The 18,795-nt window shown below is 72.3% G+C and carries 21 protein-coding genes and 1 pseudogene; 11 read left to right on the forward strand and 11 right to left on the reverse strand.

Annotated elements, in window-relative coordinates:
• Window positions 1–73 precede the first annotated feature (73 nt).
• Together ACH4RC_RS27555 and ACH4RC_RS27560 are read right to left on the reverse strand one after the other, a co-directional pair.
• A complete protein-coding gene (locus ACH4RC_RS27555) occupies window positions 74–1,174 on the reverse strand; it encodes a winged helix DNA-binding domain-containing protein (RefSeq protein WP_398205701.1) in 1,101 nt (366 codons plus the stop codon).
• Between the two features lie 96 nt (window positions 1,175–1,270).
• Window positions 1,271–1,693 carry a VOC family protein gene (locus ACH4RC_RS27560; RefSeq protein ID WP_398205702.1) on the reverse strand — a complete coding sequence of 141 codons (423 nt, stop codon included), beginning with the start codon at window positions 1,691–1,693 and terminating at the stop codon, window positions 1,271–1,273.
• A gap of 123 nt (window positions 1,694–1,816) precedes the next feature.
• On the opposite strand from ACH4RC_RS27560, the gene ACH4RC_RS27565 reads away from it, so the two are divergent.
• Window positions 1,817–2,815: a helix-turn-helix transcriptional regulator gene (locus ACH4RC_RS27565; RefSeq protein ID WP_398205704.1), complete on the forward strand. Its 999-nt coding sequence runs from the start codon at window positions 1,817–1,819 to the stop codon at window positions 2,813–2,815.
• Here the strand turns inward: ACH4RC_RS27565 and ACH4RC_RS27570 are convergent.
• From ACH4RC_RS27570 to ACH4RC_RS27580, 3 genes are all read right to left on the reverse strand, one after another.
• Window positions 2,776–3,165: a DUF2809 domain-containing protein gene (locus tag ACH4RC_RS27570; protein ID WP_398205705.1), complete on the reverse strand. Its 390-nt coding sequence runs from the start codon at window positions 3,163–3,165 to the stop codon at window positions 2,776–2,778. The genes ACH4RC_RS27565 and ACH4RC_RS27570 overlap by 40 nt on opposite strands.
• 66 nt (window positions 3,166–3,231) lie before the next feature.
• On the reverse strand, window positions 3,232–4,206 hold the full coding sequence (locus ACH4RC_RS27575; RefSeq protein WP_398205707.1) for a S8 family peptidase: 975 nt from the start codon (window positions 4,204–4,206) through the stop codon (window positions 3,232–3,234).
• A 305-nt stretch (window positions 4,207–4,511) separates the two neighbouring features.
• Entirely contained in the window at window positions 4,512–4,733 is a 222-nt protein-coding gene (locus ACH4RC_RS27580) for a hypothetical protein (protein ID WP_398205708.1), read from the reverse strand.
• 204 nt (window positions 4,734–4,937) lie between these two features.
• Here ACH4RC_RS27580 and ACH4RC_RS27585 point away from each other — a divergent pair, with 204 nt between their 5' ends.
• From ACH4RC_RS27585 to ACH4RC_RS27595, 3 genes are all read left to right on the forward strand, one after another.
• A complete protein-coding gene (locus tag ACH4RC_RS27585) occupies window positions 4,938–5,972 on the forward strand; it encodes an NAD-dependent epimerase/dehydratase family protein (protein ID WP_398205710.1) in 1,035 nt (344 codons plus the stop codon).
• Between the two features lie 46 nt (window positions 5,973–6,018).
• Window positions 6,019–7,080, forward strand: coding sequence for an NAD(P)/FAD-dependent oxidoreductase (locus ACH4RC_RS27590; RefSeq protein ID WP_398205712.1), 1,062 nt, complete (start codon window positions 6,019–6,021; stop codon window positions 7,078–7,080).
• A gap of 208 nt (window positions 7,081–7,288) precedes the next feature.
• Window positions 7,289–7,987, forward strand: coding sequence for an HAD-IA family hydrolase (locus ACH4RC_RS27595; RefSeq protein WP_398205714.1), 699 nt, complete (start codon window positions 7,289–7,291; stop codon window positions 7,985–7,987).
• Here the strand turns inward: ACH4RC_RS27595 and ACH4RC_RS27600 are convergent.
• Window positions 7,914–8,738: a MerR family transcriptional regulator gene (locus ACH4RC_RS27600; protein ID WP_398205787.1), complete on the reverse strand. Its 825-nt coding sequence runs from the start codon at window positions 8,736–8,738 to the stop codon at window positions 7,914–7,916. The genes ACH4RC_RS27595 and ACH4RC_RS27600 overlap by 74 nt on opposite strands.
• 45 nt (window positions 8,739–8,783) lie before the next feature.
• Here ACH4RC_RS27600 and ACH4RC_RS27605 point away from each other — a divergent pair.
• The 3 genes and pseudogenes from ACH4RC_RS27605 to ACH4RC_RS27615 form a co-directional block, all read left to right on the forward strand.
• A pseudogene (locus tag ACH4RC_RS27605) lies at window positions 8,784–9,139 on the forward strand (hypothetical protein); the annotation flags it as partial.
• A 121-nt stretch (window positions 9,140–9,260) separates the two neighbouring features.
• The gene (locus ACH4RC_RS27610) at window positions 9,261–10,361 is read left to right on the forward strand and encodes a glycoside hydrolase family 43 protein (RefSeq protein WP_398205715.1); all 1,101 of its coding nucleotides are present in this window, start codon (window positions 9,261–9,263) and stop codon (window positions 10,359–10,361) included.
• A gap of 76 nt (window positions 10,362–10,437) precedes the next feature.
• The gene (locus tag ACH4RC_RS27615) at window positions 10,438–10,959 is read left to right on the forward strand and encodes a GNAT family N-acetyltransferase (RefSeq protein ID WP_398205717.1); all 522 of its coding nucleotides are present in this window, start codon (window positions 10,438–10,440) and stop codon (window positions 10,957–10,959) included.
• Here ACH4RC_RS27615 and ACH4RC_RS27620 read toward each other — a convergent pair.
• Window positions 10,919–11,515, reverse strand: coding sequence for a putative immunity protein (locus ACH4RC_RS27620; protein WP_398205719.1), 597 nt, complete (start codon window positions 11,513–11,515; stop codon window positions 10,919–10,921). The two genes, ACH4RC_RS27615 and ACH4RC_RS27620, sit on opposite strands and share 41 nt — an antisense overlap.
• A gap of 136 nt (window positions 11,516–11,651) precedes the next feature.
• On the opposite strand from ACH4RC_RS27620, the gene ACH4RC_RS27625 reads away from it, so the two are divergent.
• Window positions 11,652–11,924, forward strand: a complete 273-nt coding sequence (locus ACH4RC_RS27625; RefSeq protein ID WP_398205721.1) for a hypothetical protein — start codon at window positions 11,652–11,654, stop codon at window positions 11,922–11,924.
• A 115-nt stretch (window positions 11,925–12,039) separates the two neighbouring features.
• Here ACH4RC_RS27625 and ACH4RC_RS27630 read toward each other — a convergent pair whose 3' ends face one another.
• On the reverse strand, window positions 12,040–12,267 hold the full coding sequence (locus ACH4RC_RS27630; RefSeq protein ID WP_398205722.1) for a hypothetical protein: 228 nt from the start codon (window positions 12,265–12,267) through the stop codon (window positions 12,040–12,042).
• A gap of 149 nt (window positions 12,268–12,416) precedes the next feature.
• On the opposite strand from ACH4RC_RS27630, the gene ACH4RC_RS27635 reads away from it, so the two are divergent.
• Window positions 12,417–12,833, forward strand: a complete 417-nt coding sequence (locus ACH4RC_RS27635; RefSeq protein WP_398205723.1) for a CBS domain-containing protein — start codon at window positions 12,417–12,419, stop codon at window positions 12,831–12,833.
• Between the two features lie 109 nt (window positions 12,834–12,942).
• Here ACH4RC_RS27635 and ACH4RC_RS27640 read toward each other — a convergent pair whose 3' ends face one another.
• On the reverse strand, window positions 12,943–13,809 hold the full coding sequence (locus ACH4RC_RS27640) for a GyrI-like domain-containing protein (protein WP_398205724.1): 867 nt from the start codon (window positions 13,807–13,809) through the stop codon (window positions 12,943–12,945).
• Window positions 13,810–14,166: 357 nt separating this feature from the next.
• Here ACH4RC_RS27640 and ACH4RC_RS27645 point away from each other — a divergent pair, with 357 nt between their 5' ends.
• The gene (locus ACH4RC_RS27645; protein ID WP_398205725.1) at window positions 14,167–15,405 is read left to right on the forward strand and encodes a cytochrome P450; all 1,239 of its coding nucleotides are present in this window, start codon (window positions 14,167–14,169) and stop codon (window positions 15,403–15,405) included.
• On the opposite strand, the gene ACH4RC_RS27650 is transcribed toward ACH4RC_RS27645, so the two are convergent.
• Window positions 15,402–15,815 carry a hypothetical protein gene (locus ACH4RC_RS27650; RefSeq protein WP_398205727.1) on the reverse strand — a complete coding sequence of 138 codons (414 nt, stop codon included), beginning with the start codon at window positions 15,813–15,815 and terminating at the stop codon, window positions 15,402–15,404. The two genes, ACH4RC_RS27645 and ACH4RC_RS27650, sit on opposite strands and share 4 nt — an antisense overlap.
• Window positions 15,816–16,262: 447 nt before the next feature.
• Between ACH4RC_RS27650 and ACH4RC_RS27655 the strand changes: the two genes are divergently transcribed.
• Window positions 16,263–17,528 (forward strand): GDSL-type esterase/lipase family protein, encoded by a 1,266-nt coding sequence (locus ACH4RC_RS27655; RefSeq protein ID WP_398205729.1) that lies wholly within the window; start codon window positions 16,263–16,265, stop codon window positions 17,526–17,528.
• Here ACH4RC_RS27655 and ACH4RC_RS27660 read toward each other — a convergent pair.
• Window positions 17,497–18,777 carry a PucR family transcriptional regulator gene (locus tag ACH4RC_RS27660; protein ID WP_398205731.1) on the reverse strand — a complete coding sequence of 427 codons (1,281 nt, stop codon included), beginning with the start codon at window positions 18,775–18,777 and terminating at the stop codon, window positions 17,497–17,499. The two genes, ACH4RC_RS27655 and ACH4RC_RS27660, sit on opposite strands and share 32 nt — an antisense overlap.
• Window positions 18,778–18,795: the final 18 nt, after the last annotated feature.

An 18,795-nucleotide genomic window follows, 5' to 3' on the forward strand; every position in this document is an offset into this window, starting at 1 on the left:
CCTGTCCGTTGACGGGACGGTGCCCTGGGAACGTGCGGCATATGCCACTGTAAAAAGGCAACGTCCGGGCCGGTCAGGACCGTACGGGTGAAACGGGCGGTATGACGACCTGCTCGTCGAGGAAGCCGGCCAGGTCCTGGGCCTCGGCGTCGACGGCCTTCCGCTCGGCGGCGGTCAAGGGGCGCAGCGGGCTGACCTCCGGGCGGCGGTCGCGCACTGTCCAGGTCGCCGCGACACGGCCGTCGACGAGGACCATGCGCTCACCGGCGACGGAAAGGCCCAGATGGGCGTCGTCGATGAGCCGGCTCCGGTCGCGGTAGCCGAGTACGGCGTTGTCGAACGCCGGCAGGAACCTGACCGGCGCCGGGGTGTCCGGGTCGGGCCGCGGCGCGTCGGGCAGGTCGAGGAGTTCGCGGCCGCGTTCGTCGCGGAAGACCACGAGCTCCTCCCGTACGGCCTTGACGGCGGCGGGGAGACCGGCCAGGCCGCACCAGGCCCGCAGGTCCGCACTGGAGGCCGGGCCGTAGGCGGCGAGGTAGCGGCGCACGAGCTGCTGTCCGACCGGGTCGGTGCCGTCGTCGGCGGGCAGGGGGTCGGTGTCCCGTCCCAGCCAGGTGGCCAGCGGCAGGTTGCGTACGCCGGCGGTCCGCTGCCACAGGCCGCGGGGCGGGAGCTGGGCCATGGGCACGAGGGCGGCGACGAGCAGTTCGCCCAGGGCCCGGCGGGGCGGGCCGGGCCAGCGGTCGCGGACGGCCTGCACCAGCTCGCTCATGGTGCGGGGCTGTCCGTCGGCCATGACCGCGCGGCCCGCCGCGGCGGCCTCCTCCAGGTCGACGCCGTCCAGTTCGCGGCGGTAGGTGCCGAGGACGCGCTGGCGCAGCATGGCGTCGTGGCGGGCCCGCCACGCGAGCGCGTCCTCGGCCGTCACGAGGTGGACGGTGCGGCGCATGAGGTGGGTGCGGACCACGGTGCGGCCGGTCAGCGCGGAGTCCAGGTGACCGGGCTGGAAGCCGGCGAGCCTCGACCACAGCCCGACGAACGGCTCCTGGGGCTCCTGCGCCTGCAGACCGCACAGGTGGGCCACGGCCCCGGACACGGAGGTGTCGCCGCGTGTGAGCAGGTGTTGGCGGGCGAGGGCGGCGCGGTTGAGCGCGCGGCTGTCGAGCACGGTCATGGGGTTCTCAGGTCCTCACACGTGTGTGTCGAGGTGTGTACCTACGGACGGTGTGTACGGATGTGACCGGGTGACCGGGTGACCGGGTGACCGGGTTCAGCCGTTGTAGGGAGCGGTGACGTCGAGGACCCACGTGACGCCGAAGCGGTCGGTCAGCATGCCGTACAGCGGCGCCCACTGCGCGGGCTCCAGCGGACGCACGACGGCCGAGCCCTCGGCCAGCCTGCCCCACAAGGCGGTGATCTCGTCGCTGCCGTCGCCTCGGACGGAGACGAAGAACGGGTTCTCGCCCCGGTCCCAGGGCAGGTGCGAGGGCACGTCGTAGGCCATGACGTGGAAGCCGTTGTCGCCGGCCACCTCGCCCCACATGATCCAGTCGGCCTCGCTCTCGTCGCCGACGGCGCCCGCGTCCTTGTAGGTGACCGCGACGGTGCGGCCGCCGAAGACGGACCGGTAGAAGTCCAGCGCCTCGCGCGCGTGGCCACGGAAGTTGAGGTGTGTGGTGGTGGTGACGGACATGGCGGGCTCCTTGCCTTCGGTGTGGGCGGCTCGTGTGCCACTATGGCGGAGGTAAAGGACAGGTTGTGTCCGCTACTCCCAGGCCTGCTCCCTTGACTACGCCCGTGCTGAAGAGAGGCGCGTATGCAGAAGACGTCCTCCCGGCTGCTCGCCCTGCTCTCCCTGTTGCAGACAGACCGGGACTGGTCCGGCGAACACCTCGCCGAGCGGCTCGGCGTCACCCCGCGCACTGTGCGCCGTGACATCGACCGCCTGCGCGGACTCGGCTACCGGATCACGACCGTGAAGGGCCCGTCCGGCGGCTACCGGCTGGACGCCGGCACACATATGCCGCCCATGTTGTTCGACGACGGTCAGGCGGTGGCCCTGGCCGTCGCGTTGCGGACCGCGGCCGCGGATGCCACGGTCGCCGAGGACGCGGCCCGCGCCCTGGCCACCCTCCGCCAGGTGATGCCGCCCCGACTGCGCCACCGCATCGACTCACTGCACGTCACGGCGGTCCGGCCGCCCGGCACACCCGGCACACCCGGCCTCTCTGGTCTCCGGCGGACCGACAGCCGGACCCTGGTGGAGCTGAGCCGCGTCATTCACGCCCGCGAGGAGCTGCGCTTCGACTACGCCGCCACGGGACCGGCCGCGGAGCCGCGCCGCGTCCACCCCCACCACCTGGTCACCTGGTCCCACCGCTGGTACCTGGTGGCCTGGGACCTCGACCGGGAGGACTGGCGCGTCTTCCGCGTCGACCGCATCCAGCCGCGTACACCCACCGGTCCACGCTTCACCCCACGCGCACTCCCCGCCGACAGCGTCTCCGCCTTCGTCATCAGCCGGTTCCGCGGCAACGACGGCACTGCCACCGAGTGGCCCTGCCAGGGCGAGGTCGTCCTCCACCTCCCCGCCGCCGAGGCCGCGCCCTTCGTCCAGGACGGCATCGTCGAGGAGCTCGGCCCCCACCGCTGCCGACTCACCCTCGGCTCCTGGTCATGGACCGGACTCGCCGCCGCCATCAGCTACTTCGACGCCGAGTTCGAGGTGGTCGGACCGCCCGAGCTGCGGACGGCGTTCGCGCAACTCGCCGCCCGCTACGCCCGTGCCACGCCCTCGCACGGCTCCGCCGGATGAGCGGTTTCGCGGCGCCGTCCCGGCACCGCGAGACACCACCCCACCCCCGCCCCCACGACGTACCAGAACAGGTCCGGCGCGTTGAACGTCGCCCCGAGCAGCGGTCGCAGAACCGCCGGGACCCCGACGATCTGCAGCAGCTCCACGGCCCAGCTGAACCCCAGCGCGACACCCGCGACCACGACGGGCCGCAACCGGGGCGCCACCACGACCACCACCGCACATACCGCCACCGTGTACAGCGCGTCCCCCGCGTACTTCGCGAAGGCCCCGCCGGTCCACGCCCTGACCCCCAGACCTGCCGCGACCGTCGTCGCCCCGGCGCCCAGCCCCCACCACCGTCTGCTCATGCCGGGACCCTACGCGCCGCGAGCGCCCCGGAGCGTACGGGGTTCCATGCCCGTGCGGGGCTCCGGTCAGCCGCTCGCCTTCTTCACCGCCGCGTCGGCGTCCACGACGCCAAGGCCCAGCTTGTCCTCGTGTCCCGGGTTCGTGGCGGTGGCGCGGATCGTGGCCATGACGGCGTCCGGCTTCAGGCCCTCCTGGTGCAGGAGCGCCGCGAGCGCGGAGACGTACGGCGACGCCATCGACGTACCGGACAGCTTCCCGTACCCCGAGGTGTTCGTCAGGGACTCCTTCGTACGGTACGTGGGCAGCGTGGACAGGATGTCGACGCCGGGCGCCGAAACCGCCTGCTGCGCGCCGAAGTTGGAGAAGGAGGCCGCCTTGCCGTCCTGGTCGCTCGCGCCCACGACGAGGACAGGTGTGCCCACCTTGTACGGCTGGGTGTCCGCGCCGTCGTTGCCCGCCGCCGCGACGACCACGGCGCCCTTGTCGTGGGCGTGCTGGATGGCCTGGTTGAGGATGCCGCCCTGGAGCAGGTTCGACATCAGCGGGCCCTCGCCGAGGGAGAGGTTGATGACGTCGGCGCCGTGATCGGCCGCCCACACGATGCCCTTGGTGATGTTCGCGTTGCTGCCCGAGCCGTCGGCGCCGAGCACCCGCACGGGCATGATCTTCGCGCTGGGCGCGCCGCCCGCGACGCCGACCCCGTTGTCGGTGTGCGCGGCGGCGATGCCGGACACATGTGTGCCGTGGCCGTTCATGTCCTTGGGTTCGTCGTCGTCGTCGACGAAGTCGTGCCCGCCGACGAGCCGCCCCTGCAGGTCGGGGTGGTCCGGATCGGCCCCCGAGTCGACGACCGCGATCACCGTGTCGTCGCCCTTCGCGGTCTTCCACGCCTGCGGCAACCCGACCGCGTCGAGGGCCCACTGGTCGTCCCGCATGGGATCGGGGTCGGTCTTGTCACCGTCGCCACCGCAAGCGGTGGTGACCACCAGCGCGCCGGCTGCCAGACACAGAGCGAACGAGGTACGGATACGGTTACGCATGCTCCGAGCTTGATCGCGACACGTGCACCGCGCACGCGCAAACGGTCCGATCGTGGTCGGCTCCTCCACGGCAGCCGCGGCGCGACGGGTGAACTCCGTTCGGGACGGGCCGAGTCGGCGGCGCGCGACTTCGTGGGGCGGACGGTGCATCCGAACCCGCCGCGGGAGGAGAAGGGGTATTCGAGGCGGTGGGCCCTGCCCCTGCTCGCTGCCTCCACCGCTGTCGGTGGCGCCGGGACGCCTGCACGCTCCGGCGTCATCGACGTCCCCGCAGGCTCGTGATGCGCCGTCGGTGCCATACGCGTTCAGCCCTTCACCGGATCGCTGCCCGCCTCCTTCACCAGTCGGTCGCCGACGGCGAGCGACTTCCAGAGCCGCCGGTCGACGCGAATTCTGGAAGACTCGCCATCGGTCCGGCGAACCTCGACGAAGTGGTACATGTTCGAACCGTCGAGCATGCCCCGCGACTTGTCCTCGACGACACCCTCCCAGGCGTCGCCTCGTCCTGGTTTGTGCGATGTGACCATGGAGCGAGTCTACGAAGGGCGGCTGCCCGCGCGGCAGAGCGACGAGTCCCGTCATACGCGGGACAGGTGTCGTGCGCACGACCGGACAAATGTCCCATCGCCCTTCGCTGCCCGGCCGAACCGGGCGAGCACGGCGCGTCAACTCCGCTACGCCCACGGCGAAGCGATCGTCCACGGGCGCGGACCCCGTGCTTGGGTCGCCCGATGGAGATTCTGGTTCTGGGCGGAACAGCGTGGGTGGGCCGCGAGATCGCACGGCAGGCACTGGCGCGCGGGCACCGGGTGACCTGCCTGGCCCGCGGGGAGAGCGGCGACGTGGCGGAGGGTGCGGCGCTCGCCGTCGCCGACCGGCGCGACCCGTCCGCGTACGAGGGGATCGCGGACCGGGACTGGGACGCCGTGGTCGAGGTGTCGTGGCAGCCCGGGTTCGTCCGCGAGGCCTTGGCGGCGCTCGGTCACCGGGCGGCGCACTGGTCGTACGTCTCCTCGGTCAGCGCCTACGCCACGCACGCGCGTCCCGACGCGGACGAGTCGACGCCGCTGCTTCCGGCGGCCGAGCGGGACGAGGTCGACCGCGAAGAGTACGGCGAGGCCAAGGTCGCCTGCGAGCTGGCGTCCGTGTCGGCGGTCGGTGACCGGCTCCTCCTCGCGCGCGCCGGACTGATCGGCGGCCCCGGCGACCACAGCTGCCGTACCGGGTACTGGGTCGGGCGCGCGGCGCGCGAGCCGCTGGCACCCCTGCTCGTACCGGCTCCGGACGGCATCCTCACCCAGGCCGTCGACGCCCGGGACCTCGCCGCGTGGCTGCTCGACTGTGCGGAGAAGGGAACGACCGGTACGTACGACGCGGTCGGCCCGGTCATGCCCTTCGCGGAGTGGGTCGCGCTGTCGCTGGAGATCGGCGGCCACACCGGCCCCGTCGTGGAACCGGACGCCGACTGGCTGCTCGGGCGGAAGGTCGCGCAGTTCATGGGCCCGGAGTCGCTGGCGATGTGGATGGCCGACCCCGACTGGGCCGGTTTCAGCGCCCGCACCGGCGCCGCCGCCCGCGCGGCCGGCCTCCGGCACCGTCCCCGGCCCGAGATGCTGGCGGACACACTGCGCTGGGAGCGCGAGCAGGGTCTGGACCGCCCCCGCCGCGCGGGCCTCAGCGGCGCGCGCGAGCGGGAGCTGCTGGAGGCGTGGGGCAGGGAGGTGTCGGCCCCGGGTCAGCGCGGGCCGGCCGGGCGGAGACCTTAGCCCGTACCCTCGAAGACCGGCTCTCCAGCGCGACCGGAAGGACCGTATGTCAGCCGTTGTCGTCGTGGGTGCGGGGATCGTCGGTGCCTCCGTCGCGTACCACCTGGCGCGTCGAGGCGTCCCGGTCACCCTGATCGAGCGCGGGCCCGCACCGGCCGCCGACGTCACCGGGGACTCCTTCGCCTGGATCAGCGGGGCGGGCGGCGACCGGCCCGGCGGGGCGCGGGAACTGCGCGAGTACGTTCTGGCGGACCACAGCCGTCTGGAGGCGGAACTGCCGGACGTGACCGTTCGCCGGACCGGTTCGCTGACCTGGGACGCGGACGACGCAGTGCCGGGTGCGGCTCCACGGCTCGCGCCGGGCCGTTTCCGTGTCGGGCGGAGCGACATCGCGGCGCTCGAACCCCACCTCCAAAACCCTCCCGAGCAGGCGATCCACACACCGGGCGACGTGGGCGTCGACCCGACGGCGCTGACCCGCGCACTCGTGACCGCGGCCGGTGCGTACGGCGCGACCGTGCTCCACGACACGGCGGTGACCGCACTGCACCTGTCCGGCACACGTGTGAGGGGCGTGGTGTCGTCGGCGGGTCACCACACCGCCGCGACCGTCGTCCTCGCCGCCGGAACCGATGTTCCGCGTCTCTGCGCACCCGTCGCGCCGGGGCTGGCTGTGACCTCCTCCCCCGCCACCCTCGTACGGGTCGGCGCCCCGCCCGGACTGGTCAAGTCCATCGTGGCCACACCGGAGTTCGAGGTCCGGGAGGTCCGGGACGGTGAGCTGTGGATGCCGCTGGCACAGGGCCTGGGCGGCGGCGGAACGATCGGGTCCGAGTCGGCCGCGCGGGACGCGCTCCACCGCCTGCGGACGTTCTTCCGGGGCGCCGAGGAGTGCCGCCTGCTGAGTTGCCGCACACGTGGGCGGCCGGTCCCGCCGCACGGGCCCGTCATCGGACACGTCACGCCGGACCGGTCCGTCTACGTCGCCGTCATGCACTCCGCCGTCACCTTGGCGCCGACCGTCGGACGGCTCGTCGCGGAGGAACTCGTGACGGGTGCGCCCGTCCGCGAACTACGGCGCTGCCGCCCCGCCGTCGGCGACGTATGACCGGCCGGTCATACGGCTGTCACCAGCCAGAACTCGTTGCCCTCGGGGTCGGCGAGCAGCGCGGGTTCGCGTCGGTGCATACCGCCGGCAGCTGGGACGTCATGCCTGTGCGCCTGCGTTGCGCCGACTGCCGTCCCGGACAGCCGCGAACGGCGGCCCCGCGACGCGCAGTACAGGGGCCGGGGCGGGTCCGTGTTAGATCATGAGCGTGACAACCATCGAAGCTCCCCGCAGACCCTTCGACGCGGTGCTCTGCGATCTCGACAACGTGATCCGCTTCTACGACACGACGGAGCTCGCGGATCTGGAGCGGGCGGCCGGGCTGCCGGTCGGGACGACCGAGAGCGTGGCCTACGCGCCCGAGACGGATCTGCCGTTGCTGCTCGGCGCGATCACCACGGAGGAGTGGGTGGAGTCGGTCACGGCCGGTCTCGTGGGGCGGGTGCCTCGCGCGCGGGCGCGTGAGCTGGCGACGGCGCTGGCCCGTGCGCCGTTCCGGGCCGACGAGGTCGTGGTCGAGCTGCTGCTCGCGGCGAGGGCGCTTGTGCCGCTGGTGCTGGTCACCAACGCGACCCTGGACCTCGAGGACGACCTGGAGACGCTGGGGCTCACGGACTTGGCGGACCACGTCGTCAGCAGCGCACGGGTACGGGTGGCCAAGCCGGACCCGGAGATCTACGAGATCGCGGCCCGTCGCGCCGGGGTCGCCGCGGACCGGTGCCTGTTCGTGGACGACCGGTCCGAGAACGTCGAGGCCGCGGCAGCGCTCGGCATGAGCGGCCTGCTCTACCGCGACCCCGGCGATCTGCGCGCCGCGTTGGAGCGGCTCAGGGTCAGCTCATCGGTGTCACCGGCGATTGCAGCTCCGTCACCCAGTCGTCGCGGTTCTCCGGGCACTCCAGGCTGATCTCGCGCGGGTACCCGGTCGACCGGTACCCGTGGGCGTCGATCCAGTGGGCCAGGGTCTGGGCGGTGGGCAGCACGGTCTCCATCGAGCCGCGGTGCACGATCGTCGCCGTCCGGTCGAGGGACGGCAGGTCGTGGACGCGGAAAACGCCGTCCTGGAGCGGCGCGGAGACCTGGACGGCGGCGTGGACGCTGATGCGGCCACCGCCCTCCGGGGCGTCCTCGTAGTAGGCGATCCCCGGCCCCGCGGGGGCGATCCCGGCCTCCTTCAGGTGCCGGAACAGCTCGTCGTAGAGCGGGCCGATGACCGGGCCGATGTCGGCCGGCTCGTAGCCCGCGGCGGTCGCGGTCAGCTCCGCCACCCGGACCCGTGGAACGCTCTTGAGGACAACGTCGTTGGTGGGCATGTGCCCCTCGCTCTCGATCGCTCGGAGCCTCGCCTCGACCTGGACGAGCCGCGCCTCCGCGGCGGCCACCGCCGTCTCCAGCTCGGCCTGCCGCAACCGCAGCATGCCCCGCAGCTCCTCGACGCCGACCTTCTCGTCCACGATGTCCCGGACCTGCTGAAGGGTGAACCCGAGGTCCTTGAGCGCGATGATCCGGTTGAGGCGGGCGAGCTGGGCGGCGGTGTAGTGGCGGTAGCCGCTGACCGCGTCGACGCGGGCCGGCCGCAGCAGGCCGGTGGCGTCGTAGTGCCGCAGCATCCGTACGGACACACGGCCGTGGCGGGCGAAATCTCCGATGGTGAACATGAGGTCTCCGAGCTGACCGTCTGACACGGTGTGAGAGTCAAGGCCGGCGGCCTGCAGGTCGTGCGGGCCAGCCAATCAGCGGAGCCGACCGCGAGCAAGACGGGCCGTTTCCAGCTCAACGACGCCCATGTCTTCTGCACCCTCGACCAGGCCGCAGAGGAGGCGCGGGCCGCGCTCGGACTGATCCGCCGGGCGTACGAGGCGCTCGGCATCGTCCCGGCCCGCTACCGCCTCTCCCTCCCGGGCCCCGGCGGGAAGTACGTCGCCGCCCGGAGAAGTGTCAGCGCTCGACCGCGCTGCTCACCGACGTACTCGACCGCTCCGGGCTCCCGTACGGGGCGGCGGAGGGCGAAGCCGCGTTCTACGGCCCCAAGATCGATGTGCAGGTCCGGGACAGCGCCGCCGTTGACATGGCTCATGTGCTTCGGGAGCCTGTGGGGGCGCTCTTCCAACGATGTAATCGATCCCCGCCCACGTCCCGACGCGCGTCCCCCACACGCGCCCCCACAAGGGAAGAAGCCCATGGGAATCCTCAGACGCTCCTCCGCTGTCGCCGCTCTCGTACTGGCGGGTGCGCTCGCCGTCCCGCTGTCCCTGTCGGTGCCCGACACCGCGCAAGGAGCGGCGCCCGAGCGGGCCGGGGCAGTGCAGGGCGCGACCGGGCTGCGGGCCGCCGATCCCAGCGTGTTGCGCGTCGGCAGCACCTACACCGCCGTTCAGTCGGCCGACGGCGGGATCGTCGTACGGCAGGCGTCGTCGCTCGACGGCCTCGCGTCCGCCCCGGCCAAGAAGGTCTGGTCGGACACGGGCGGGCTCGGGGGTGTCTGGGCGCCGGAGATCGTGCGGGACGGCGGCCGGTACTACATCTACTTCGCGGCCGAGCGCGCCGGCGCCCGCCGCATGTACGTGATCAGCTCGGCCTCGCCGGACAGCGGATACTCGGCCGCGAAGAAGCTGGCGCTGCCGGACGACAAGTGGGCGATCGACGGCACCCTGTTCACGTTCCAGGGCCGGCGCTGGTTCGTCTGGTCGGGCTGGGCCGGTGACACCAACGTCGAGCAGAACCTGTACATCGCCAGGATGAGCGACCCGACCACCCCGACCGGCGGCCGGTCGATCATCTCGCAGCCGCGTGAGGGCTGGGAGCGCGTCGTCGGCAACCCGTACATCAACGAGGCCCCCGAGGCCATCAAGGACCCGAACGGGCAGCTGCACATCGTCTACTCCGCCAACGGCAGCTGGAGCGACCAGTACTGCCTGGCCGACCTGCGGCTGCGGGCGGGCGGCGACCCGACGTACGTATGGGACTGGTACAAGTCGAACGGCTGCCTGTTCGGTTCGCACCGCGAGACGATGATGACCGGCTGGGACCCGACGCTGTACGTCGACGGCCCGGGCCACCACAGCTTCGTCCTCCTCGACGGCGACATCGGCACGAGCCCGCCGGCCGGGCAGAAGTTCCCCTCGATGTTCCACGCGGTCCCCAAGGGGACCCCGTACTCCTGGGAGAACCGGCATTGGTACAGCGGCTCGTTCGTCTGGTGGGGCGACACCACCTACAAGCGCGCCAACGTGCCGGGCGCCGAGACCGACACAGGATGGAGCCTCAAGTTCTTCGAGTGACCTCACTTCCTGGGTCCGGACGCCGGCGACACTTAAGTGCTCGCCTCGCGGCACCTCACGGCCGTACCTTGGCGCGATGACGCGGGTGCGAAAGATGAGAGAAGCCGACATCGCGGCCGTCTCGGCGATCCGGGTCCGTGGCTGGCAGACGGCGTACGCCGGCCTCGTCCCCGGGACGTACCTGGACGCGATGACGGTCGAGGCCGATGCCGTGCGGCGACGGCAGATGTTCGCCCGGCCCCGGCCGGACTCGGAAGACCTTGTCGCGCTCGGCGACGGCGGACCGGTGGGCTGGGTCCGCTTCGGACCGTACCGAGGCGCGGTGCCCGGCGCGGCGGGGCGGGACGGCGAGGTCTACGCCCTGTACGTCGCACCGGAGTTGCTCGGGCAGGGCACCGGAACCAGCCTCCTGAACGAGGCGCACGGACACATGAAGGCGCTGGGTTTCGACGTGTCGGCGTTGTGGGTGCTCCGCGACAACCTACGAGCGCGGCGCTTCTACGAGCGGGCCGGTTACCGGGCCGACGGCGGCGCGCAGGACGACGTCTACGACGGGATCACGCTGACGGAAGTGCGGTACCGGCGCGCGCTCGCATGACCTGCTCGCCGAAGTCGCGTGAGCGGAGACCGGCATCCAGCGCCCGGACCAGCTCCCCCACGCGTCCGCCTCCGCCGGGAGCCGCCGGATAGCGCGTGAGTACGTCGATGACGACGGTCGTCGCACGCCGTACCGCCCGCTCGACGTGGTCGGCGCCGACGCCGTGATCGTCGCCCGCGCGGAGTTCGGCGGCCCTGGCCGCGTAGGCACCGGCTCCGAGGATGTGCCTGACCTGGGTGGCCTTGGCCAGCGGATGCAGATAGGCGGAGCCCGCCGCGGACATCGCCGCCCACGCGGCCTCACGGGCGGCCGGCCTCTCCGCGCTCTTCGCCGCCTTCAGAGCGGCCGACGCGGTGTCGCGCAACGCCTTTCCGCGCTCGCCGCCCCGGGCGAACTCCCGCGCGGCGTCGATCGCTTCGCGAGGGCGGGCGTCGTCCGGCCGGTCCGCCTCGAACACGTCGAGCACCGCTTCGGCGCACACCGCGGCGAACCCGGTGACCGCGCGGAGCTCCGGCTTGCTCAGCACGATCTCGCCCGCGTCTTCCGTCGTCGTCATGGCGCCATCCTGCACCACCAGCACCCGCGCAAGCCGTGGCCGCAGGGTCAGCCAACTGGTCCAGAGAAGATGCGGCGCAGCTCAGGACGGCTTTTTGTGTAAGGGATCCACTCCACTCGCACACAAGGAGAAAATTGTGCTGAATCGCATTGCAACCGCCCTCGCCGTCGCCACCTTCGCCGGGTTCCTGGCGGCCGGACCGGCCATGGCCGACTCGGACGACGACGGCGGCTCGCGCGGCGACGCTGTCTACTACAACGAGGGCCACTCGGCCGGCCAGTGGGCGTCCAACGTCGGTGGCCCGCTCGGCGTCACCAACATGGGCATGGCGGCGGCCGGCTTCGAGAACGCCGGCGGGTACCACTGGGAGCACGGCTACGACTTCGACAACGGTCACGACGACGACTGACACAGTCGGCGTCGAAGGTAGCCCTTCCTGAGCGGCCGCTCGCCCCGAACCGTCGGATCCGACGATCGTGGCGGCGGCCGTTCAGGCCGTTCGGCCGCTCTCCACGTCAGCCCGGTCAGGAATCCCTGCTCGGCGGAACCGTGTCCGCGCAGACGGGACAGCGTTTGCCGCGCTGCAGCGGCATCTCCCAGTCGACGTTCTGCTTGAGGGCGTACGGCGACGAGACCCGGTGCGGGATCTCGCCCCCGTCGACATCGAAGGCGTGGGCGACGGCGTCCGGCTCGACGGCCGTGACCAGGCCGCCCTCGTTCTCCGTCTCTATGGCGATCTTCCAGTGCGTCATACGCACCGAGTGCTCGACCTGGCGCGTGTGACACCTGTCGGCCCACCCTTGCCGCCGTCCCTTGGAATCCCCTTGTTTCAGCCGTCGCCCACACGGTCACCCGCAGACCCACGACATCCGCGAACGTGACGAAGGGACGGCTGTACATCATGACTACGGCGCGCGACATCATGACCGGCGGAGCGCAGTGTGTGGGGGCGCACGAGAGCGTCCGCGACGCGGCGCACAAGCTCAAGGAGTACGGGGTGGGCGCCCTGCCCATCTGTGGGGAGAACAACCGGCTCGTCGGCGTCCTGACCGACCGCGACATCGTGGTGAAGGTCCTCGGCGAGGGGCTCGACCCGGCGGAGGTGGAGGCCGGCACCCTGGCGCAGGGCGAGGCGGTGACGATCGGCGCGGACGACGGCGCCGACGAGATCTTCGCGACCATGACCCGGCACAAGGTGCGGCGTCTTCCGGTGATCGACGGTACCGACCTCGTCGGCATGGTCGCCCTCGCGGACGCGGCGCGGGCCCTGAAGGAGCCGCAGGCGGGCCGTCTGGTCGAGGCCCTCTCCACGGACTGACCGGCCCTCCGCCGACCGGGCCGTCGCGGTGCGGTCACCGCGGCCGGTCACCGCACCGCATCCGGCGCGGCGACCGTCACCGCGTCGGCCGACACATCGGCCGACGCCGTCAGAGCTGCTCCCGTTCCACCGGAAGCCACAGCTCGGCGTCGGCACGCGACCTGTCCGCCGACATGTCGGTCCGCAGGATCTCCGGGCCGGGCCTGCTGCGGTACGGGTTCGACGGGAACCACTCCGTGAACACGTCCCGCCACAGCTCCTGGATGGCCTGCGGGGCCGGGCCCGACGTCGTGAAGACGGCCCACGTTCCGGCCGGCACCGCCAGTACGGCGGTGTCCTCCGGGGCGGCCGCCGAGGTGACGACCCCCTGGTAGTAGTCGAGCTCCGTGCCCTCGGCGCGGCTGGGGTCCAGATCGTCACAGACCGCGACGATGCCGCGCGGCTCCTGGTCCGACAGTTTCTCCAGGCGCTCCAGGACCCGCGGGTCGATCCCGCGGACGAAGTCGATGATCGCCTGGTTGGGCCCCGAGTGCACGAGTGGCACCCGGGTCATCGGACCGACCACGGAGAAGTCCGGCCTGTCCACTACGCGATAGCGCATGCTGCTGCTCCCTTCGACGGTGAGACGGAAAGTCAGCCGGGGCTGTGACACGAGCGCCGCGCCGTCGCGCCGGGCCTCGCCGGGGCCGACCCCGTGCATGGCACGGAACGCGCGGGCGAACGCCTCGCCCGACCCGTAGCCGTAGCGCACCCCGGTCTCCAGGAGCGATCCCCGTCCGGCGAGCACCTCCGCGCCCGCCACGGTGAGGCGCCTGCGCCGGATGTACTCCGACAGCGGCATCCCCGCGAGGGCGGAGAACATCCGGCGCAGGTGGTACTCCGACGTGGCCGCGATCCGCGCCAGCTCCGCCGCGTCGATCCGCTGATCGAGGCGGTGCTCTATGTACTCCAGGGCCTGGTTGAGCCGCTCCAGCACTCCCGGCCTCCTTCCTTTCGGCGTTCACCACGCTAGGCAGCGGCCGCCTGCCCGGACCCGACAATTTGTGCCCGATCGCGTCGGGTCGCTTCGGGTCGGGTCGGGTCGGGTCGGGCCAGGTCGGGTCGGGCCAGGCCTCGTCGGCGCGGCCGCACGCGTCCTCGTCCCTCCCGCCCCACACCGCGAAGCGCCCTTCACCGGCTCGCGACGGCCAACTACTGTGGATTGCGCCCGAGTTGCTCCTCCGAGTTGTTCTTCCGCGTTATTCCTCCGAGTTGTTCCTCCGAGGTGTGCGCCGGCCGCGACCGGCCCGCTGTGCACGTCCGCCACTCAGCCGCGTTCTGAGGAGAGCCTCGCATGCACCAGCCGCAGATCCTTGTCCTGGACGCCGCCGGGACCGACCGGCACGCGGAGGATGCCGAGCTGCGCTCGCGCGGCCCGGCCACCCGCGTCGACGTCCTGGGCGTCGAGGCATGGGCGGTGACCGATCCCGCCCTGCTCAAGCAGCTGCTCACCGACGCGCGGGTCTCCAAGGACCCCCGGCGGCACTGGCCGATGTTCCCCGACAAGATCGTCGGCAGCTGGCCCCTCGCCCTGTGGGTGGCCGTGGACAACATGTTCACCGCGTTCGGCGGCGACCACCGGCGCCTGCGGCGGCTGGTCAGCCCGGCCTTCGCCGCGCGCCGCATGACGGCGCTCCAGCCGCGCATCGAAGAGATCACGCACACGTTGCTCGACGAGCTCGCCGCCGCCCCCGCCGGTGCGGTCACCGATCTGCGCGAGCGGTTCGCGTATCCGCTGCCGATCCGGGTCATCAGCGAACTCATGGGCCTGCCCGAACACGCGCAGCGCGGCTTCCGCCGCACCGTGGACAACGTCTTCGACACCCGGCTCGACGCCGAGGAGGCCGCGGCGAACGCCGAGGAGCTGTACGCGATCATGGCCGGCCTGGTCGCGGCGAAGCGCGCACGGCCCGGCGACGACATGACCTCCGTACTCATCGCCACCCGCGACGACGACGGATCCGCACTCACCGAACAGGAACTCCTCGACACGCTGCTCCTCGTGATCAGCGCGGGCTACGAGACCACCGTCAACCTCCTCGACCAGGCCATCGCCGCGCTCCTGGCCCACCCGGACCAGCTGGCCCTCGTGCGGGACGGCGAGAAGATGTGGCCGGAGGTCGTCGAGGAGACGCTGCGCTACGAGGCGCCCGTCGCGCACCTGCCCATGCGGTACGCGGTCGAGGACATCGAGGTGGCGGAGGGCCTGGTGATCCGGCAGGGCGAGGCGATCCTCGCGTCCTACGCCGCGGCCGGCCGCCACCCCGCGCTCCACGGCACCGACGCCGACACCTTCGACGTGGCCCGGGTCGGCAAGGCCCATCTCGCCTTCGGCCATGGTGTGCACGTGTGTCTCGGCGCGGCACTGGCCCGCATGGAGGCCGAGACGGCGCTGCGCGGCCTGTTCACCCGCTACCCGGACCTCGCCCTCGCGGTCCCCGCCGGGACGTTGCGTTCGGCGGGGTCGTTCATCTCCAACGGGCACATGGAGCTGCCGGTGGTCCTGCGGCCGGACGTAGCGGGTCGGCCCTAGCCGGTCGGCGGTGCGGTCGATCCGCGCGGTATCAGGCTGGGTGCCTGGGCCGGGTGGGAGGCCGCCTCCTTGCGGAGCATGACGGCGAAGAGGGTCTCCGTCACGTCGGCGCCGAAGAGAAGACGTCGTGGTGCATGGCGGAGAGCGTAGTGCGGGCGGACACCCCTTGCTCGCCGTGCACGGCGAGGGTCACCGCGGAGGGTGACGGTGCCCGAGATCCACTTCGCGGCCGCTGGCTTCAGGAGGTCGAAGGGGTAGCGCGGCTCGGGGTCCTCCCCCGCCTCGACGTGCGCGTTGAAGTCGAAGGGGTGCTCGGCCCAGTTGTCGCACGGGCGCTCCTCGGATGGCGCGTGGGGCGCGGCGGCGGGCCGGACGGCGTACTCGAGCCGCGCCCGCCACCTGCCTCGCACCCAGGGCGTCCGCCACGCCCGCCGCGCCTTCCGCCGTCCGGGCAGGTGTCAGGGCGGGCCGCCCCGACCCCGCCGACGGGACCCGTCCCGACCCGTCGTCGTGCACACCTTCGCGCGCGGTCCCGGTCCTCTCCGTCCACGGTGAACAGGACGCGACCAACCCGTACAACGGCGGGGGCGACAGCACCGCCCGGCGCTACGCGGTCCGTGTCGCCCAGCAGCGCTGGGCGGCCCTGAACGGCCGCCACCACCAAGGTCACCCCGCATGTTTGCCGGTCCGCCTACAGCGGGTGTCGCGACGGAGCCGATGTCACCTCTGCACCGGCCCCGACGGCGGCAGGACGACACACGCGCCCTACTCGTACCAGGGACCCGTGTGTTTTCATGCCGCCCACGGCTCCCCGTGAGCCGGGCCTTCCCCTCCCCCATCACGTCGAAGGAGCGCTCATGTTCCGAGCCGCATCGGCCTTACTGCTCGCCGCCGCGCTGACCTGCACCGCGACCGTCGCGTCAGCCGAGGCACCGGACACCGCCGCCGAGCGGCCCGCGTCCAAGGGCTCCTGGCACACCTCGTGGGCCAACTCCCAGCACAGCCTCGCGCCCACGCCGCTGCGCGATCAGTCCGTCCGGATGATCAGTCACCTGAGCCAGGGCGGGGACGCGCTGCGGATACGCGTGCAGAACACTTTCTCCAAGAGCCCGCTGTCCATCGGCGCGGCCACCGTCGCGGACAGCGACGGCAAGAGCGCGGCGCTGCGAGGACCGGCCCGCACGGTCACGTTCAAGGGGCGCGGAGCGGTCGTGGTGCCGGCCGGGGCCGAGGTGTGGAGCGATCCGGTCCCGATGCGGGCCCGGGCCCAGGGCGATGTGGCGGTGTCCCTGTCGGTGTCCGGGCAGGCGGACGCGGGCCGCCACGGCTCCGCCTTCCGCACCAACTACCTCTCCGCGCCGGGCTCCGGCGACCGGACCGGTGACACGGGCGGCGGCGCCTACACGCAGACGACCGAGTCGACCTACCTGGTCAGCGCGGTCGACGTACGCAACAGCGGCCTCAAGGGCACGCTCGTCGCCTACGGCAGCTCCGTCGTGGACGGCACGGGATCCACCAACTGCGGCCCGGGCTGCACCGAGCTGGGCAACAACCGGCGCTGGACCGACGACCTCGCGCGCCGCATCCGCGCCGAACTGCCCGCCGGCCGCCAGTTCACCGTCGCCAACGCGGGCGTGAGCGGCACCACCAGCTACGCCGACTGTCCCGGCATGGGCGCCGATGTCCGCGGCCTGGACTCCCTGGCCCGCCTCGACCGCGATGTCCTGTCGCTGCACGGCGTCAAGGCCGTGCTCTTCTACTACGGGACCAACGACCTGGCGGCCGGGTGCGACGCCGGCCAGATCATCAGCAGCTACCGCGCGACCTTCGCCCGGCTGCACGAAGCCGGGATCAAGGTCTACGTCACCCCCATCACCCCGCGCCCCGGCTACACCGACGCCAACAACCGGGACCGGCAGACGGTCGGCGGCTTCGTGAAGAAGTACGGGAACTGCTCCGGCACCTGCGACGGAGTCCTCGACTTCGACCAGGTGCTCAAGGACCCGGTGAAGCCGAACAGCATCGATCCCGCCTACGACACCGGGGACGGGGTCCATGTCAACGTGGCCGGTCAGCAGGCGCTCGCCGACTTCATCTCGCTGCCGACGGTGACGTCCCGATAGCGCCCTCCGCCGCGTCGAGGGCGCTGACAGCGGCCCGGACCCGCAGCGCGTCCGGGCCGCTCGTCACGTCGAGCCCGGTGATCTCGGCGGCGCGGCGCAACCGGTAGTCGACGGTGTTGGGATGCACGCACAACTCCCGTGCGGCGGAGCGCCGGCTGAGCCCGCACCGTAGATACGCGCGCACCGTGTCGAGGAGTTCGGGGCGGGCCGTCAGGGGCCGCACGAGCCGCGCCAGTTCGTCCCGCGCCGGTCCCGGACGCATCAGCTGGTACTCGAGCAGCACGTCCGGGAGCCGGTACAGGCCCGGTGGCCGCTCCGAGGCGGCCGCCACCCGGCGCACCTCCTGGGCGAGGGCCACGGCGTCGGGGACGTCGTCGGGCGCGGCGGCCGCCGCGCCCGCCGTGACGTCGACACCCGCGACCCGCCGCATATGGGTGAGGGCGGCGGCGACCCGCGCCCAGTCCTGCTCGGTGACCTGGTCGGGTGCCGTGCGGCACGGGACGAGCGCGAGGCCGCCGTCACCGGACAGGGCGGACAGGACGGTGCCGTCGACGTGCCGGTCGAGTTCCACACGTATGCGGCGCAGTTTGCGTTTCCCCGCGATGACCGGGCTGACCCCGTCGAGCGCCTCGTCCGGGTGCGCGCCGAGGGCGAGGTCCAGGACGAGGTAGCAGGGAGGCACGTCGAGGCCCCAGTGGGCGGCGGTGACCGCCGCGTCCGCGCCCTCCACCAGCGCGGTGAGGAGCGCCTGCCGTGCCGACTGCTCCTCGCCGAGGACGGCTTGGCGCTCGGCGAAGAAACCGGCCACCACGGTGACCGTCATCCGCTCCAGGAACTGCAGCACGAGGACGGTGACGGCCTGTACGTGTTCCAGGTCGCCGGCCGTGGCGTGGCCGAGCATCTGCCGCAGACACTCCTGCGCGCCGACGTGGTAGGCGCGCACGACGGCCTCGACGGGCACCCCCTCCTCCGCCCGTTTGGCGGCCGACTGCCGTAGTGCCAGGAGGTCGTTCTCCGTGGGGAGCCGCCCGGTGCGCAGCATGGCGGCGAAGGAGCCGATGCCCTGTTCGACGACGCGGCGGATCTCCCCTCTGAGCTGCTCGGCGGGCATCGTGTCGTAGACCGGTACATGGTCGACGAGCCGCTCGAGCACGCGCCCCGCGAGGACGGGGAGGGCGTCGCTGAGGCGCTGGTGGAGGACGACACCGTCGAAGGCGAGGGGCAGCGGTGTGCCGTTCTCCCGCTCCATACGGCCGCCCTCCTCCCG

The organism is Streptomyces sp. NPDC016845, from assembly GCF_044332585.1.
Lineage (GTDB): Bacteria > Actinomycetota > Actinomycetes > Streptomycetales > Streptomycetaceae > Streptomyces.

Excerpts from the sequence above, each read along its gene's own strand:
- ACH4RC_RS27555 (WP_398205701.1), bottom strand. The coding sequence starts at position 1,174 with ATGACCGTGCTCGACAGCCGCGCGCTCAACCGCGCCGCCCTCGCCCGC.
- ACH4RC_RS27560 (WP_398205702.1), bottom strand. The coding sequence starts at position 1,693 with ATGTCCGTCACCACCACCACACACCTCAACTTCCGTGGCCACGCGCGC.
- ACH4RC_RS27565 (WP_398205704.1), top strand. The coding sequence starts at position 1,817 with ATGCAGAAGACGTCCTCCCGGCTGCTCGCCCTGCTCTCCCTGTTGCAG.
- ACH4RC_RS27570 (WP_398205705.1), bottom strand. The coding sequence starts at position 3,165 with ATGAGCAGACGGTGGTGGGGGCTGGGCGCCGGGGCGACGACGGTCGCG.
- ACH4RC_RS27575 (WP_398205707.1), bottom strand. The coding sequence starts at position 4,206 with ATGCGTAACCGTATCCGTACCTCGTTCGCTCTGTGTCTGGCAGCCGGC.
- ACH4RC_RS27580 (WP_398205708.1), bottom strand. The coding sequence starts at position 4,733 with ATGGTCACATCGCACAAACCAGGACGAGGCGACGCCTGGGAGGGTGTC.
- ACH4RC_RS27585 (WP_398205710.1), top strand. The coding sequence starts at position 4,938 with ATGGAGATTCTGGTTCTGGGCGGAACAGCGTGGGTGGGCCGCGAGATC.
- ACH4RC_RS27590 (WP_398205712.1), top strand. The coding sequence starts at position 6,019 with ATGTCAGCCGTTGTCGTCGTGGGTGCGGGGATCGTCGGTGCCTCCGTC.
- ACH4RC_RS27600 (WP_398205787.1), bottom strand. The coding sequence starts at position 8,738 with ATGTTCACCATCGGAGATTTCGCCCGCCACGGCCGTGTGTCCGTACGG.
- ACH4RC_RS27610 (WP_398205715.1), top strand. The coding sequence starts at position 9,261 with ATGGGAATCCTCAGACGCTCCTCCGCTGTCGCCGCTCTCGTACTGGCG.
- ACH4RC_RS27615 (WP_398205717.1), top strand. The coding sequence starts at position 10,438 with ATGACGCGGGTGCGAAAGATGAGAGAAGCCGACATCGCGGCCGTCTCG.
- ACH4RC_RS27620 (WP_398205719.1), bottom strand. The coding sequence starts at position 11,515 with ATGACGACGACGGAAGACGCGGGCGAGATCGTGCTGAGCAAGCCGGAG.
- ACH4RC_RS27630 (WP_398205722.1), bottom strand. The coding sequence starts at position 12,267 with ATGACGCACTGGAAGATCGCCATAGAGACGGAGAACGAGGGCGGCCTG.
- ACH4RC_RS27635 (WP_398205723.1), top strand. The coding sequence starts at position 12,417 with ATGACTACGGCGCGCGACATCATGACCGGCGGAGCGCAGTGTGTGGGG.
- ACH4RC_RS27645 (WP_398205725.1), top strand. The coding sequence starts at position 14,167 with ATGCACCAGCCGCAGATCCTTGTCCTGGACGCCGCCGGGACCGACCGG.
- ACH4RC_RS27655 (WP_398205729.1), top strand. The coding sequence starts at position 16,263 with ATGTTCCGAGCCGCATCGGCCTTACTGCTCGCCGCCGCGCTGACCTGC.
- ACH4RC_RS27660 (WP_398205731.1), bottom strand. The coding sequence starts at position 18,777 with ATGGAGCGGGAGAACGGCACACCGCTGCCCCTCGCCTTCGACGGTGTC.